This window comes from Streptomyces sp. GDS52, from assembly GCF_052246875.1.
Lineage (GTDB): Bacteria > Actinomycetota > Actinomycetes > Streptomycetales > Streptomycetaceae > Streptomyces > Streptomyces cathayae.
On sequence record NZ_CM125966.1, the window covers coordinates 3,435,473 to 3,450,610 of the forward strand.

Here is a 15,138-nt window from a genome sequence, read left to right on the forward strand (position 1 = left end):
AACAGGCGCCGTCGCTGTGCCGGCGACCCCCAAGGGACGCGTTCTCTGTACGTGTTGCATCTGCCGGATGCCGCTAGTGGGTTGGCACGGGTGCGACCGGGCGGACCGCGGTGAAGTCCTGGAGTTCGTCGCGGGTGGCGGAGAGCAACAGCAGCCACTCGTCGCAGCCCTGCCACGGAGAGAGGTCGCCGCCGCCTCCGCGCACCACCCGCGGGCCGTCCCCGGTGCGGGAGCGTGCGTCCGCGGGCGCGTCCGTGAAATGCGGGATCCACACGTCGGCGCAGATTTCGTTCGCCGACCCCATCGCCGCCAGCCCGAAGGCGTTCTCGGCCGCAGCGGTGCGCTCCTCGTCGGAGAAGTCGTCGAGCACCTGGTCCTCGTCCGGCCTCCCGTCCCCCCGGAAGGTCAGGGTGGTCGTACCTGCCCGGGCCGCGTACTCCCACTCCGCCTCACTGGGCAGCCGGAACGGCAATACTTCGAGCAGGTCGTCCAGGTCGTCCTCAAGCCGGGCCGTTCTCGAATCCGATTCGGCGAAGCTGTCCTCGTACTCGGGCAGCCAGTGCCGTACTTGCGCCACCGTGAGCGGATGCCGGGCGATCAGGAACGGCTCGACCCGCACTTCCCGCACCGGCCGGGCCCGGTCAGCGCTGGTGAAGAACGCGTCGAGGTCGTCATCGGCGCCGTCGACCCGCTCGATGGCACGAACCGCGTCCAGTTCCGCGTCGGACAGGCCCATCCGGAACGTCCCACCGGGAACAGCCCGGAAGACCACTCCGGAAGGGGTGTGCCGCCAGGCCGGTCGGCCGGCCACGATCTCTTGAGCCCACATGGTGCCGGACGCTAGCAGCCGGGCATCCCGGTTGAAGGAGGGGATCAGGAAGGGAGTGTGGACGACTGGTCCCCTCCTGGGCGCCGCAGCGCTGCACCACTACCGCACCAGATCGATCGGGGAACAGCGGGGAACCACGGTGAAGACGGTCGAGCCCAGAAGGAGTGAGGGCCGTACGTTCGTCCAGCTCAGCGCTCGAACCGTCCACGAACGATCGCAGCTTCCCGAGCTGAGAGCGCGGGTTCTGTTCCCGTCACCCGCTCCATGGAGAAGGCCCAGGTCATGCGACCCGGGCCTTCTTGCCGTCTGCTGTGGTCAGTGGTCGCGTGCCGGATCCGTGCCGGGAGGATCGGCGGACGCCTCCGTCGCGGCCGTGGTCCTGGCCTTCCGAACCGTGGCGTCAGTGAGCCGGTGCCTCACCAGGCCAGGGCGTCGGCCATGGTCGACTGCCAGTACGTGACTCCGATCGAGTCGTCCACGTACACGCCCTTCGCGGGGAGTGACGGGCGGGCGGTGCCCGCGCCGTCGTTGAAGAAGACCTGGAGGGACTTGGTCGTGTAGCCGTGGGAGCCGCTGCCGTCCGCGGCCGAGAGGAGGACGCCCGCATAGCCCGACTCGCCGGGGGCCAGCGTGACCACCGCCTGCGGCTTGGAGTCCTCGAAGGCCGGCGGGACGGACTGGGCCTCGCCGAACCGGACCGCCGGATAGCCGATGAGGTCGCAGTTCTTCGAACCGGTGTTGGTGACCGTGAGGAGAAGGTGGTTCAGGGGGCGGGAGACCTCCGTGGCGGTCATCCGGGTGGAGGTGCTGGAGCAGGGGGTCGAGGCGGACACCGGGTCCTTGGAGCCCGCGGAACCCGACGAGCCCGTGGCACCCGTGGTGCCGCTCGAACCGGCCGCGCCGCCCGCCGAGTCTCCGGAGACCCAGCCCGCCGGTTCGGTCTGCCCCGCCCCGGTGGAGGTTCCCCCGCTCGCCGCGGGCGAGGACGTGGGCGCCGACGTGGATGCGGATCCCGCCGCTGCCCCCTCGTCGTGGACGCCCTCTCCGTTGCTGCACGCCGTCAGCGTCAGCGCGGCGGCCGCGAACGCGGCGGCGGCGAACACACGGGTGCGGTGGGTGCGTGTGGACATGTGGTCCCCCTTGGGCAGTACGTGTCGTGGCAGGGGCCGTTCGCCCGGATTCGGGGAGCGGCGTGCTTGGATGGCCCCAGCTTGTGCGGTGATCCGTCCCGACTGCCACGACTGCCGGGGAATCCGGGACGCTGGAACGCTTGCAACGGCTCTGACCTGGGGGAATGACCTCCCCCTGGGACGGGGGTCCGGGATGTGGGGAGGGAACGGAAGCATGGCGGGAGACGAATTCTCCGAGCTGTTAGGGCGGTTGAAGGAGCGGTCCGGGCTCAGTTACGGGGTGCTCGGGAAGCGGCTGCACACGAGCGCGTCCACACTTCACCGGTACGTCAACGGGGACGCGGTGCCGACGGACTACGCGCCCGTGGAACGGTTCGCGCGGGTGTGCAAGGCGACGCCCGAGGAACTGGTGGAACTGCATCGGCGGTGGGTACTCGCGGATGCCCGGCGGAGGCAGAAGGCGGGCGGGGCCCCTGCCGAGAAGGAACCGCGGGCACGGACAGCGGCGGAGGCCGGAACCGGGGCAGCGGAGGCCGGGGCGGCGGCCGGGGCCGGTCCCGAGGGTGAGCGGCGATCCGCGGCGAAGGCTCCCGTGGCGCGGCGGCGTACCGTCGTCCTCGCCGGGGCCGCCGCCGTCGTGTCGACCGCGCTCGTGGTGAGTCTCGTGCTCAGCGACGGTGGTGACGACCCGGGCGGGAAGCGGCCGGTGGGAGCTGCCTCCCGGTCCGTCGGCTCCGGCGGCGAAAGCCCCGGCGCCCCCGAGTCGGCCGACGCGAAGGGCCGGTCGGCCTCGCCGTCCGCCTCGCACAGTGCCACTCCCACGACGTCCGGCTCCGCCTCCGCCTCCGCCTCCGCCTCTGCCTCTGCCTCTGCCCCCGCCTCCCGGAACGGTGCGGCCGGGGCGGCCCGGGGCGGCGATTCCGAGGACGGGGCCACCGCGCCGACCGTCGCCGTCAATCCGTACAAGTGGGAAGGGCCGTGCAGCCAGCACTACCTGATCGACCGGAAGCCCGAGCAGGTGCCTCCGCCGCCGGGTGAGCCGGACGCGCGTGGGTGGGTCACCGCGCTGGGCGGGGTCGCCGGCGGGCAGCAGATGCTCGCGCTGACCGTGCAGGGCACCGGGAGGGCCACCGTCGTCCTGGAGGAACTGCACGTGCGGGTGGTGGAGAAGAGCGCGCCCCTCGCCTGGAACGACTTCACGATGGGCGTCGGGTGCGGTGGTGACGTGGAGACGGCGGCCTTCGGGGTGGACCTCGACGCCGGGCGGCCCGTGCTCTCCCCCCGGGCCGGTCAGCGGGACTTCCCGTACAAGGTGAGTGAGTCCGATCCCGAAGTCTTCTACGTCTTCGCGGACGCGCGGGCGCACCATGTGAGCTGGTACCTGGAACTGGCCTGGTCCAGCGGTGACCGGCGGGGCACCGTACGCGTCGACGACCACGGCAACCCCTTCCGGACGAGCGGGAACGCGGGACGGCCCGCGTACACCCATCCGCTCGGTTCCTCCGAGTGGGGGCGGGACGAGGAGAACCGTTCCTAGAAACCGAGCGGGAGTGAGTCCTGGTGCCAGGGCTCGTCCTCACCCGCCGACGATGCCCGACCGCCAGGCCCACGCGGCGATCTCGACGCGGTTACGGGCGGGGAGCTTGGTCTGCACGTTGCCCAGGTGGGTCTTCACCGTGCCCACGGAGATGGACAGTTCGGCGGCGATCTCCGCGTTGGTGAGACCGGTGGCCACGAGCCGGACCACGTCCGTCTCGCGCGCCGACAGACCGGACCGGCGAGCGGATCAGGGCCGCGCTCGCCTCCTCCGCCCAACCGGCCAAGAGCCTCCCCGTGTTCGCGCAGGGCACGAGCCGTACGGACCTGAAGCAGGCCATCGACCGGCAGGTGACCGCCGGCCCTGCACTGAGCTTCGGCACCACGCAGTGGCCACACACCGACGACAAGCCTGTCACCAGGGAGATCACCTACCGCGACGACGGCGACCGGCCGGACAGCCTCACCCTGGCCACCGAGGCGTCCGGTGAGAACGGAAAGCGCGCCCGCAGAGGGCATGTTCGAGGTCCCGCCGAAGCGACTCACCGTCCCGGCGGGCAGTGGCTCGTCGGAGCCTTCCAGGACCCGCTCACCTCGGAGTGCCTCGACGACGACCGCTCTCCGGTCGCACAAGGTGGCCCCGTGCCGAGGCATGACAGGCACAGCCCGACGCCGTGGAACGACCCCGAGCAGGACAGAGGTCAGCCATCCATGTGCAGTCGCGATGACTCTCCTCAGTCGACCTACGCGTCGACGAGCCCCAAGCGCGGAGAAGGCGACACGAGCACGGCGCTTGTCCACCCCGCGACGTCGTGCCCACAGCGTGCCCTTCAGAGCGGACAACCACGGTCAACAGCGGTGCCGGCAGGCCCTCACACCTGCCGCAGTACAACGAATCTTCCCAGGGCAGCAGCCATGCGGCCGCGCAAGCGCCGTCGCTTCCCGAGCTGAGAGCGCGAGTTCGATTCTCGTCACCCGCTCCATGCTCAAGGTCCAGGTCAGAGACCTGGACCTTGTTGTCGTGCGCGGTGATCACTTGCCGCGTGCCGGATTCGTGCCGGAAGACTTCTCGGTTGCCTTCTTGACGGCCTGGAACCGGGACGCCGACGCCTACACGCCGCTGCGCTTTCCCGGCCAGGACGTCGCCCCCGAGACCCGGCCGCCCTACAACGCCCACCGGCACTACGCCCCGGAGACCGTCCGCTACGTCACGCCCGCCCCCCTGGGCCTACGTGCACAACCCGCTGCAGTGGGCGGGCCCGATCGCGGCCGGCCACCGCGCATGGCACACCCGCCAGGTCTTCCGTGGTGCTCCGCGCCCTGCCGTGCCGTTCTGACGGATCCGCCACCACACCTGGCTCATCCTCTGGACGTCAGTGCCTCGTGCGACGCAACAGCACACCTAGCCGTAGACCACCGACCACGGGCGGGGGGCCTCGTCCGGGAGGCGCGGGAGGCCCTCGCGTCTCGAGGTTGCCGTGTGGTCGCGGGCCAGGACGTCGGCCGCGAGTTCCGCGAAGCGGCGGGCGGCCGGGTGGGCTCCGCGGCCGACGGGCCAGGCGCCGCTGATGCGCAGGGTGAGGGGTCGGTCGGCCAGTGGCCGCCAGGCGACGCGGGGCTCCTTGCGGGCCATCGGCCCCTGATCGAAGGCGACTCCGCGGCCCGCTGTCACGAGGGCGAGCAGGAACTCGGGGTTGGACGCATGCCGAAGGCGGCCGGGTACGAAGCCTTCGGTGCGGCACACGTCGAGGATCCTGTCGTACCAGCCGGGTGCGTGTGCCCGTGGGAAGAGCACCAGGTCGTGGCCCGAGAGGTCACCGAGCGTCACCTCCGGCATCTGAACCAGCGGCGAGGTACGCGGCAGGACGATGCCCAGGTCCAGCAAGATCTCGGGGCCGAGTCGCAGTTCGGTGGCGTCGACGGGGTGGTGCACGAGCCCGACGTCCAGCCCTCCGGAGGAGAGCAGCCGCACCTGCTCCTCGGTGGTGACCTCCTGCAGGTCGACGGAGAGCCCCGGAGCGTGCTCCGCGCAGGCGGTCAGCAGTGCGGACAGCACGGCGGCCGTGGTGTCGGGCGGTACGCCCGCGCGGAATGTGCCGAGGCCACCGTCGGTGGCACGGCGGGCCAGCGCGCGCAGCCTCTCCTCCCGGGCGAGGAGTTCGTGGGCCTCCTCCAGCAGTGCCGCCCCGGCGGCGCTCAACCGGACGCCGCGCTGCGAGCGGTCGAACAGCTCTGCACCGAGCTCCTTCTCCAGCCGACGTATCGCCTGGCTGAGCGGCGGCTGCGCCATGCCCAGCCGCTCGGCGGCCCGGCTGAAGTGCAGCTCGTCGGCCACGGTGACGAAAAGACGCAGGTGGCGCAAGAGATCCACGGTCAGGATCGTATGCGAGGCCGCGGTGAGAGGGCTCCATGATGATGTGTTCGCCATCACCGGGGACTCCCATGATCGTCCGGACAACACCTGGCCGGCCAGGCCGACCACAATCCGGTGATCGGAACGAATCGACGGCAAGGGGTAAACAGTGATCGAGGAACGGATCCGGCAGGTCTTCACCGGTGCGGGCGCCGAAGGGCAGCTGCACGTCCTCCCCCTTCACGTGCGCGCGGGGGCCGCTGGGGAGGCCGACGCGGAGCCGGGTGCCCATGAAGTCGCCGTGGGCGCCGACGCCCCCGTCGTGATCGCCTCGATCTTCAAGGTGCTGCTGGCACTGGAGTTCGCCCGGCAGGTTGTCGCCGGCCAGCTCGACCCGCGGGAGCGGGTGCGGGTGACCGCGGCCGACCGGCTCGGCGGCTGGGGCACCGCCGGCTGTCTGGACGACGTCGAACTGTCACTGCGCGACCTGGCCCACTTCGCGATGTCGGTCAGCGACAACACGGCGGCCGACCTGTTGCTGGCCCGCATCGGCCTGGACACCGTACGACTGCTCGCGAAGGAACTCGGGATGGAACGGACCCGGATCGTGGGCGGCCCGCGCGACCTGCTGGAGTCGATGCTCGCGGAGGTCGGAGCGCGCGACGAGCGCGAGTTCGCCGTCCGCTACCCCGCCCTGCCGGATGACCGCAAGAGACGGCTGGCCGTACTGGACCCCCGCCACACCACGGCGAGCACACCCCGCGAGATCACCCGGTTGCTCCAGCTCATCTGGAGCAATGCCGCCGGTCCGCCAGAAGCCTGCGCGTTCGTAAGGGACTTGATGGGACGCCAAGTATTCCGGCACCGTCTGGTGTCGGGCTTCCCGGACGACGTCACGGTCGCGGCCAAAACCGGAACCCTGCCGGGGCTGCACATGGAGGCGGGCGTCGCCCGCTACCCCGACGGCGCGCACTACGCGATCGCCGTCTTCGCCCGCACCCACGACCTGGCCGCCTCCCGCCCCACGGTGGACACCGCGATGGGTAGAGCCGCAGGAATCGCGGTCGGCTACCTCCGGGAAAGCGGCAACAGCCGGTGACCAGGCCACATATGCGTTCGCGTATCACTCAAGCCGAATTCTGGTCTTGGACAAGGGAGTTCACGCCCTGATCTCCTGACGCCATGACCCAGAACACACATGTCACGGACAGGTTGGACGTACCCTCCCACCGCGGGCTCGACCGTCGTACGGTGCTGCGCGGTGCCGCGCTCGGCGCGGCCTCCCCGTTGATCCCGGCCACGACCGCCACCGCCTCGGCCGGGAACAGCGGCCGGGGCCGTGGCCCAGCCGCCGGTTCGGTGTCGTTCCGCTGGCTCGGCACCGCCGGCTGGCGTATCGACGTGGGCGACCGGACCGTACTCTTCGATCCGTATCTCACCCGCTTCCCCACGGGCCTGTTCAACGGGGCTTTCGACCCGCGGACCCCCCTGCGGACCCGGCCGGAGATCGTGGACGCGCACATCGGCCGCCCCGAACTCGTCCTGGTCAGCCACTCCCACTGGGACCACCTCGCCGACGTGCCTCACATCGCCAGGACCACCGGCGCCCGCGTGGTCGGCACCGAGACCACGTACCACCTGCTGGTCTCCCTGGGGGTGGACGCGGGACAGATCTCCGTGGTGAAGGGCGGCGAGGTGCTGGACTTCGGGGGGATCACCGTCGAGGTCGTGCCGAGCCTGCACAGCCGCAACAAAAAGTTCTCCTACTTCGCCCCGGGCACGCTGAACGCCCCGCCCACGACGGTCCCGAGCACCATCGCGGACCTGCCCGAGGGCGACACCCTCGCCTTCCAGGTGACCGCCGGGGTCGGCGGCCCGTCGGCGTTCCTCATGGGAGCCAGTGACTTCTCCGAGCGGGCAGTGCGTGGCCTGTGCCCCGACCTCGCGATGATCGCCGTGCCCTCCAGCACGGTCACTCCCCGCTACGTGCCCCGACTGCTGCGTGCGCTGGACACTCCCGGCGTCGTCGTACCCGTCCACTGGGACAACTTCGAAGTGCCTCTGAGTAGTTCACCCGTACGGGACCCGGCGATGGATCTGGACGCGTTTCTCACCCAGGTCGAGAAGGTGTCCCCGGCAGCGCGAGTTGTCCTCCCGGACTACCGGACCGTGTACGACAGCGACATGCGCCCCGCAGGGGAACAGCAGGCCGGTACGCCATGAATGCGTACCGTTGCAACGGCACCGCTCAGCCGGTCTGCGAGCCGAGATGCTCCGAGCACGGTGAGGACCACACCGACACCGTGCTCCTCAACTTCGCGGCGCCGTGCCCACAGCGTGCCCGTAAGAGCGGACAACCACGGTCAACAGCGGCGCGATCGGCTTGAGCGACCGCACCAAGAAGAGACATAGGGGCAGGTCAGAACCACTGAACCCCTGGAAGCGCCATCGTTTCCCAAGCTGAGAGCGCGAGTTCGATTCTCGTCACCCGCTCCACGAAAACCCCCACGTCAGCGGCCTGGGGTTCGTTTTTGAGGGCGGTGTGCCCTCTACGTCCCCGCGTGGACATACGCCGCCCAGATGTGCGGGCGGTCGGGGATGCGGCGGCGCAGTTGTCGGACCCTGTCGTGCAGGGCGGAGGCGGCGCTGGGGGTGTCGGTGGCTGTTGCACGACGGTAGAAGTCGCGGGTCATGTGGTTCGCGTGGGTGCTGTCGATCTTCCACAGGGTGCCGACCGCGGTGGGGAAGCCGGCCACCACCGACTCGCGTGCCGACATGATGGAGATACGCGATCACAGTCACACGGGTGTCAACCCATGCAACCGCCGGGCCGGCCGAGTCGGACACGAACCTCAGCGGGATGACAGGGAGCGGCCCACTGATGCACGCGTGGGCCGCTCCCGGCTCCTCAGGCGGGCCCGGGATCGAAGATCTCGTGTCCACCGACCCGGCGCCAGATGACGTGCGGCTCACCTTCGCGGAGTTCATCTCCGTACTGCCAGGTGGCACGCCCGTCGGGAGCCCAGGTCATTTCCATGACCGGGCGCTCTCCGTCAGGGAGCCTGACTCCCTGAACCGGCTTGATCCGGAGGCCGGGCCGAAACTGCCCCGTCGCACCGTCCGGTACGAACTTGTTCCGGACGGTGTCCGCGAACCTCTCTCGCTCCTGCGGAAGGAGCTTCTTGAAGTCGCGGTCGAAGCGGGCAGTCGTCGCGAAAGTCGGCAATGGGCCTCCCAGGGGGTCGAGGTCAGCTCTCCTTGTCGAGGTGCGCGAACATGTCGTCCACGTCCTCGTGGCGGGTCGTGCGCCCAGCCGCGATGTCCTCGCTGGCCTCGCGCTCACCGGCCTGCCACCGCTCCGTCCAGAACCATGCCTGGTCGGTGCGGATCTTCCTCAGTCCGTGAACCTCGACGACGCCGGCGTCGTTGATCTCGAACTCGATCTCGTCACCCGGGGAGACCCCCAGCGCCTCGCGCACGCCTGCGGGCAGCGTCAACTGCCCCTTGTCACGCACGCTGGCCTGGAATGTAGCCGCAGCCATGGATGACCTCCCACTCTCACCTTCCATGTCTCCTTCGCTACCCAGGCTACCCAGGATTTAGCCAAATCACGACTCTCCGACTTTCCAACTTTCCCACATTCTGCCATCGCTGGCAGTAGTCAGGCAAACACGCCCCCTGTGGGCCGGCTCCTGTTTCGAGGCTTGGCTCCGCTCCTGATGACGGACGGTTCGCGTGCGCCGGCTAACGGTCCCAGGCGTGCTGTCCAGAGACGGTGACAGGCCCTGAACCCCTCACCCCCGTGAGAAGCCCGCACGCCACACAAGTGACAGCCCACGTCCAGCAGAAGCGCTCGCACCTGGCGGAGCAGCACACGCATCAGGCTGCCCGCCGGTGGAGATCAAAGTCAGCCTCACACATGAGGCTTCCTGTGATCTTCCGAACCAGTACAGAGGTCAGTCATCCCTGTGCAGTCGCGACCACTCCACTCGGTCGACCTGTGCGTCGACGAGACCCGAGCAGGGAAACGGCGACACAAGCACAGCACTCGTCCTGCGGTGTCCGGGTGAGTGCCGGCGTGGCCGCGGAGCGCGTCGTGGCCCTGGCGTGGGCGGGGCTGTCGTGGGCGGGGCTGTCGGGTACTGCGGTCGTGGTAGCCGGGAATTGCTGCGCGGGGACGATGCGCGGGGGGCCGTTGCCGGGCGATGGTGAGGTCATGGAACGGAGCCGTGTACCGGTTGTGCCGGCCGGACACCGGCCCCGTGGACGGGGTGATCGCCACCCCTGCACGAAGGGACCTGCCATGTTCACTGCCTCCCGGGATTGCCGCATCATCGGTGACCTGCTGGAAGGACACGCCCTCAACGTCCTGGACCCCGGTGAGACGAGCGCGGTCCGCGCCCATCTGGCGGCCTGTGCCGAGTGCCGGGACGAGCATCACTGTCTCGCGGCCGTGGCCGCGCACCTGTCCTGTCTTCGCAGGGCCCTGGCGGACGGCCCGGGCCGGCCGCGGGCGTCGTCCCCGTCCGGGGCGGCCGGCTGCGGCCGTGGTTCGCGGCATCGTCGCCGCCGACACGGTGCGGCCCGAGGGGCTCCGGCCGCTTCGCTCACGCTGTCCCAGTGGGTGAGCCGGCTTGCCTGTGTCAGGTGAGCGGCCGGGCCGTGGGCGGGTCCGTCCGGGCGGCGTACTTGCGGTGTGCCGCCCGGGCGGGCCGGGGGAGGGGGTTCACCGCGGACCGCGGCGGACGCCGGCGGTCCCTGGTGGTGTACCCGTCCAGGGGGATCCTGTGTGTGCCCGGTGCGGGGCCTCCCGCGCCGGGCACCGCCGTCTCGTCGGGGCTGCCCGGTGCGGTGGTGGTCGCCCTGTCTCACGGGTGGCCGAGGACGCGCTGCGAGCGGCCGGCAGCACTGCCGGGCGATCAAGGTCGGCTCCGGCTCGGGCGTAGGGCGGTGGGTCTGGTGCCGAGGGCTTCGGTGAGGAGGTCGGCGGGCGGCTTCCGCGGCCGCCCGCCGAGGTCTACGACAGCATGCCGCCCGCCGTCGACGACGTGGAGGGCGGGATGTCCACGCCCTCCGCTCGGACCGGTGCAGATGCCGGTGAAGGGGGCGGATGGGTGAGCAGAAAAACACGAAGGGGCCTGGCACCGGACACGCCACCCCATGTGCCCGCGATCGGCCCGCGGCGACAGGCATCATGTCCCTGGCCTGCTCGCGCGGTGGCGCGTGGGACCTGTTGACCAGAAATCGAGCACGGGATGGATCATGCTGGACAGTCCTGCCTCCACTCCGCGCGGCCGTGCGGAGCACGGCGGGGCGCGCGTTGTGGCCGGAGCTCTTCTCCCGGCCGATGCCGGGATCCACGTCTATGAGGCCACCGACGCGGACGTGCCCTTCCTCTTGCCCCGCGGACCGCGGCTGGGCTGGGTCGTGGGAGGACTCACCGCGTTGCTGACCACCATCGGCTACATCGTCACCCGTGCCACTCCCATCCCCACCGACGAGGCCGACTACGGCAACTGGCTGGAACCCCTGGGCGTCTGCTCGTTGGTCATCCAGGGCATCATCGTCGTCATGGCCGCCGTGGCTCTGAGCGGGCCCGCCCCGGTACGGCCGGGCCACCTCGCCCAGGAGGCGAGGTCGATGACACCCGGCCTCCGGCCCGATGACCCAGGTTCCGGTCCGCCGGACGAGCCGCCCACATCACCATGAACAGAGCCCGCTACGGGCGGCGGACACGTCTCCAGGACGCTCGCACGGACCCGCCGACCGGCCTCAGGTGCACAGTGATGCCCGCCTGAGGCCAACGTCAGGTCTTCGCCTTCATCGAGACGTTCTGCAGGAACGTCACCCTGCGGACGGCAACACGGCACGTCACGGGCCCGCCCACGCGCTCGAGCGTCCCGTCCGTCACCCGGCAGTACGACGGGAATACCGGTCTGACCTGATATGTCAACGAACGACACGCTGCGACCGAGGGTGAGCAAGTGTCGGAAAAGTCCCCCGGACGGCGTATCGGCGCATCAAGTCCACTACAGAAAAAGCAATCTGATTACACGTCAGCACACCATGACACGGCATACGAGCACCCCCTGTGACCTGATCGGAGTCAATCTGCCGACTTTCCCCCATGTCCCGATATGACAGATATGAGGAGCAGTCAGTACGTTCATCACAAGTCGGCCGCCCGGCCGATCCACCGAGATCAGGAGAAACACGTGATGATCACCCGTCCCACCGTCGTCACCGCGGCCGTCGCGGCCGCCGCGGCCCTGGCCGCCACCGGTATCACCTACGCCTCGGCGTCCGCCTACGAGCCGGCCCAGGCCGTCCCCGCGGTCCAGCAGGCGGCCGCCCCCGCTGCGGCCCCCCTGGGCGGCGACTCCGGCAAGGGCAACGAAGGCAAGGACAACGAGGACCGGGACTACGAAGGCAAGGACTACGAAGGCAAGGACCACGGAGACCGGGGCTTCGAAGGCCGGATCCACATCAACGAGCGTTCCTACTCGGCCCACCCGGGCGACTGCATCACCGTCGTGAGCGGCCTGGGCTCCCGCAGCCTGAACATCCGCAACGACAGCAAGAGGACCGTCGAGGTCTTCCGCGGAGCCACCTGCGACAACGGCGCCCCCATCGCCACCGTCGGACCGCACAGCTCCAGCGACGGCGTGCACCCCCGCCGGGTCAAGGACAGCGTCTTCGTCAAGAACGGAGTGGTGGGCAGCTTCCGGGTCATCGGCCACCACTTCGGTGGACACGGCGGACGCTGACCCAACCGCCACCCCGGCACCACACAAGGACCCCGGCCCGCTGGAATCGGGCCGGGGTCCCTTTGCAGCATCCCACCCCGAACCCACGCTTTCACACCCGCCCGGGCACCCCATCGTAAAACCGGACAGCAACGCCCTGCCAGCCCAGCCCCACCACACCGACGCACTCGAAACGGCCCCGAAGAAGTCGGAGCGACCCTGCAGGCGCGCAGGTCACGGCGGGGTGACGACGCCGGCTGGGTACACGACCGTACGCAACGAAGCTCCGTCGTGCAGGCGGCCTTCCCAAGCCCCCCGCACGCAACGGAGCTTCGATGTGCCCTCACTCCTCCACCATCCGCCCGGCCAGATCGCCCGCTCATCAGCACCGCGCGACCGGCCGCCGACGCGGCCGGCCCGCGGCACAGACACACCAAGCCTCACCCGTTCGTGGTAGTCCTGCTGATCGCGTGCTCCGCCGTCGTCACCGGAGCGAAGACGTTCACGGCGATCGGTGGGCGGCGACAAAGGCCCCGCAGGACGTCCTGGCCCGACTCGGCGCCCGCACCACGGTGGCCCCGGCCGTACGTACCCCCTCCAGTGGTGCGACCACCCACCGAGTCATCAAGGACACCTGCCCCGGCGGCCTGGCCGACCTCCTCGAGTACGATCCGGCCGGGCCCGACACCCGCGCGTCGACCGCCTTCAGCGACACACCGAAGGCCGCTGTCACGTCCTCACAGCCCCGCCCCGCCACCGACGCGGCCACCGCCCTCAGCCGCAGGGCCTCCTGCGCCGACGGCGACAGATGCCGCGCGTCCCCCGCCAGGTCGCTCACACCCGTCCGACGCCCCGGAACCCGAACCGTTTCTGATCAAACTGCCGAAACTGGCTGCATGAGGCGTGGCTCCCGCTGGACGAACACGTCGTCCAGCTCTGGATCCCGCAGATCAAAGCTCTGGACGACCGGTACAAGGCCGCGACCGTCGACGACGGCCAAGCACTCGACCAGTTCCACAGGTTGCCCGGCCCCGACATGCGGGGGTGGCGCCACCCCCGCATCCTCACCGGAGACCTCGGACATTCGCTTCGCTCGGCCGGTGCCATCGGCACCGGTCCGGACACGGCATGACCCTCAGCTTCGCGGGATCACGGGACAGCGCTTACCGGGTTCCTCGCAGAAAGTCCCGGGGTTCACGCCGGGGATGAATGCATCTCGTGACTGCTCTGACGTGCACCGTGGAGACGCCTTTGCGGCTGTTACCCAGAGGGAGACGCCGGTACAACGTGCCTGTCAGCCTTTTGGTCGTTCCGCTCCTTGATGAGATGGAATCGCAGTAGCGTCACGGTTTGTGCAGCTTCGCTACAACTACCGCGCCTACCCCGACGCCGCCCAGCGCCATGCGCTGGCGCGTGCCTTCGGGTGCGCCCGGGTGGTGTGGAACGACTGCCTGCGCGACCGCAAGGAAGCGCACGCGGCCAGGCTGCCGTACGTGACGTCGGCCGAGCTGTCCCGGCTGCGCATCACGCAGGCCAAGCGCACCGGGGAACGCACCTGGCTCGCCGACGTCTCCGCGGTCGTCCTGCAGCAGTCCCTGCGGGACCTCGATGCCGCCTACCAGAACTTCTTCGACTCGCTCACCGGTAAGCGGCGGGGCCGCAAGGCCGGGCCGCCCCGCTACAAGTCGAAGAAGGACACCCGGCAGTCGATCCGCCTCACCACCAGGCCTCCACCCGGATCATCCGCGACAACCAAGCGGTGTATGTGGAGGACCTCGCGGTGTCCGGCCTCGGCCGCACCCGGCTGGCCAAGTCGGTGCACGACGCGGGATGGTCCGCGTTCACCCGGATGCTGCAGTACAAGGCGGCCCGGCAGGGCCGCACCTTCGCCAGGGTGGGCCGGGCTTTCCCGTCCTCCCAAGTCTGCTCGGCCTGCGGATTCCGGGACGGGCCCAAGCCGCTGCACGTCCGGGAGTGGGCGTGCGGGGCGTGCGGGACGGTGCACGACCGCGACCACAACGCGGCCCGCAACGTCCTGGTCGAGGGACGCCGGATCGTCGCCGCCGGACGGGCGGAGACACCAAACGCCTGTGGAGCGCCGGTCAGACGGGCACCCGTGCCCGCACAGCGCGGTGAAGCAGGAAGCCCCCCGGAAGGGTCGGACGAGCCAGGCCGGAATCCCTGGACCTCAGGCCAGGGAGCACGTCAAGAGCTCTGAGACTGTCCGAGCCGGCGTCTTCCGCTTCATCGAGGTCGAGTACAACCACACCCGTCTGCGCAAGCACCCCGTCCACGGGTACGCCACCCCCGCTCGAAACCAGGGAACTGACGACGCAAAACCTCGCCCCCGCAGCGTCACCACCCGTTGTCCGTGACCAGGGGGAACGTCACCCTGCGGACGGCAACACGTCACGTCACGGGCCCGCCCACGCGCTCGAGCGCCCCGTCCGTCACCCGGCAGCACACCGGGAATACCGGTCTGACCTGATCTGTCAACGAACGACACGCTGCGACCGAGGGTGAGCAAGTGTCGGAAAAGCCCCC

11 protein-coding genes and 2 pseudogenes are annotated in these 15,138 nt (G+C 70.0%); 7 read left to right on the forward strand and 6 right to left on the reverse strand.

Going from position 1 to position 15,138, the window contains the following annotated elements:
• Positions 1 to 73: 73 nt before the first annotated feature.
• Together ACTWJ9_RS15590 and ACTWJ9_RS15595 are read right to left on the reverse strand one after the other, a co-directional pair.
• Positions 74 to 829 (reverse strand): formylglycine-generating enzyme family protein, encoded by a 756-nt coding sequence (locus tag ACTWJ9_RS15590; protein WP_279334837.1) that lies wholly within the window; start codon positions 827 to 829, stop codon positions 74 to 76.
• Positions 830 to 1,245: 416 nt separating this feature from the next.
• The gene (locus tag ACTWJ9_RS15595; RefSeq protein WP_443294331.1) at positions 1,246 to 1,959 is read right to left on the reverse strand and encodes a DUF4232 domain-containing protein; all 714 of its coding nucleotides are present in this window, start codon (positions 1,957 to 1,959) and stop codon (positions 1,246 to 1,248) included.
• A gap of 214 nt (positions 1,960 to 2,173) precedes the next feature.
• Between ACTWJ9_RS15595 and ACTWJ9_RS15600 the strand changes: the two genes are divergently transcribed.
• Positions 2,174 to 3,496, forward strand: a complete 1,323-nt coding sequence (locus ACTWJ9_RS15600) for a helix-turn-helix domain-containing protein (RefSeq protein ID WP_443294332.1) — start codon at positions 2,174 to 2,176, stop codon at positions 3,494 to 3,496.
• A 39-nt stretch (positions 3,497 to 3,535) separates the two neighbouring features.
• Here ACTWJ9_RS15600 and ACTWJ9_RS15605 read toward each other — a convergent pair.
• A pseudogene (locus ACTWJ9_RS15605) lies at positions 3,536 to 3,727 on the reverse strand (response regulator transcription factor); the annotation flags it as partial.
• Positions 3,728 to 4,897: 1,170 nt separating this feature from the next.
• Positions 4,898 to 5,857 carry a LysR family transcriptional regulator gene (locus ACTWJ9_RS15610; protein ID WP_387038977.1) on the reverse strand — a complete coding sequence of 320 codons (960 nt, stop codon included), beginning with the start codon at positions 5,855 to 5,857 and terminating at the stop codon, positions 4,898 to 4,900.
• 160 nt (positions 5,858 to 6,017) lie between these two features.
• Here ACTWJ9_RS15610 and ACTWJ9_RS15615 point away from each other — a divergent pair, with 160 nt between their 5' ends.
• Positions 6,018 to 6,947 carry a serine hydrolase gene (locus ACTWJ9_RS15615; protein ID WP_387038969.1) on the forward strand — a complete coding sequence of 310 codons (930 nt, stop codon included), beginning with the start codon at positions 6,018 to 6,020 and terminating at the stop codon, positions 6,945 to 6,947.
• Positions 6,948 to 7,030: 83 nt separating this feature from the next.
• Positions 7,031 to 8,071 carry an MBL fold metallo-hydrolase gene (locus ACTWJ9_RS15620; protein WP_387038971.1) on the forward strand — a complete coding sequence of 347 codons (1,041 nt, stop codon included), beginning with the start codon at positions 7,031 to 7,033 and terminating at the stop codon, positions 8,069 to 8,071.
• Positions 8,072 to 8,397: 326 nt separating this feature from the next.
• On the opposite strand, the gene ACTWJ9_RS15625 is transcribed toward ACTWJ9_RS15620, so the two are convergent.
• Both ACTWJ9_RS15625 and ACTWJ9_RS15630 read right to left on the reverse strand, forming a co-directional pair.
• Complete coding sequence (locus ACTWJ9_RS15625; protein ID WP_279334843.1) at positions 8,398 to 8,625, reverse strand: CHAT domain-containing protein; 228 nt, start codon at positions 8,623 to 8,625, stop codon at positions 8,398 to 8,400.
• A 471-nt stretch (positions 8,626 to 9,096) separates the two neighbouring features.
• Complete coding sequence (locus ACTWJ9_RS15630) at positions 9,097 to 9,390, reverse strand: AbrB/MazE/SpoVT family DNA-binding domain-containing protein (protein ID WP_387038974.1); 294 nt, start codon at positions 9,388 to 9,390, stop codon at positions 9,097 to 9,099.
• A 761-nt stretch (positions 9,391 to 10,151) separates the two neighbouring features.
• On the opposite strand from ACTWJ9_RS15630, the gene ACTWJ9_RS15635 reads away from it, so the two are divergent.
• The 4 genes and pseudogenes from ACTWJ9_RS15635 to ACTWJ9_RS15650 form a co-directional block, all read left to right on the forward strand.
• Positions 10,152 to 10,499: a zf-HC2 domain-containing protein gene (locus ACTWJ9_RS15635; protein ID WP_279331636.1), complete on the forward strand. Its 348-nt coding sequence runs from the start codon at positions 10,152 to 10,154 to the stop codon at positions 10,497 to 10,499.
• A 611-nt stretch (positions 10,500 to 11,110) separates the two neighbouring features.
• A complete protein-coding gene (locus tag ACTWJ9_RS15640) occupies positions 11,111 to 11,557 on the forward strand; it encodes a hypothetical protein (protein WP_388704072.1) in 447 nt (148 codons plus the stop codon).
• A gap of 509 nt (positions 11,558 to 12,066) precedes the next feature.
• Positions 12,067 to 12,615 carry a hypothetical protein gene (locus tag ACTWJ9_RS15645; RefSeq protein ID WP_279334846.1) on the forward strand — a complete coding sequence of 183 codons (549 nt, stop codon included), beginning with the start codon at positions 12,067 to 12,069 and terminating at the stop codon, positions 12,613 to 12,615.
• Positions 12,616 to 13,946: 1,331 nt separating this feature from the next.
• A pseudogene (locus ACTWJ9_RS15650) lies at positions 13,947 to 14,783 on the forward strand (RNA-guided endonuclease InsQ/TnpB family protein); the annotation flags it as partial.
• Positions 14,784 to 15,138 lie beyond the last annotated feature (355 nt).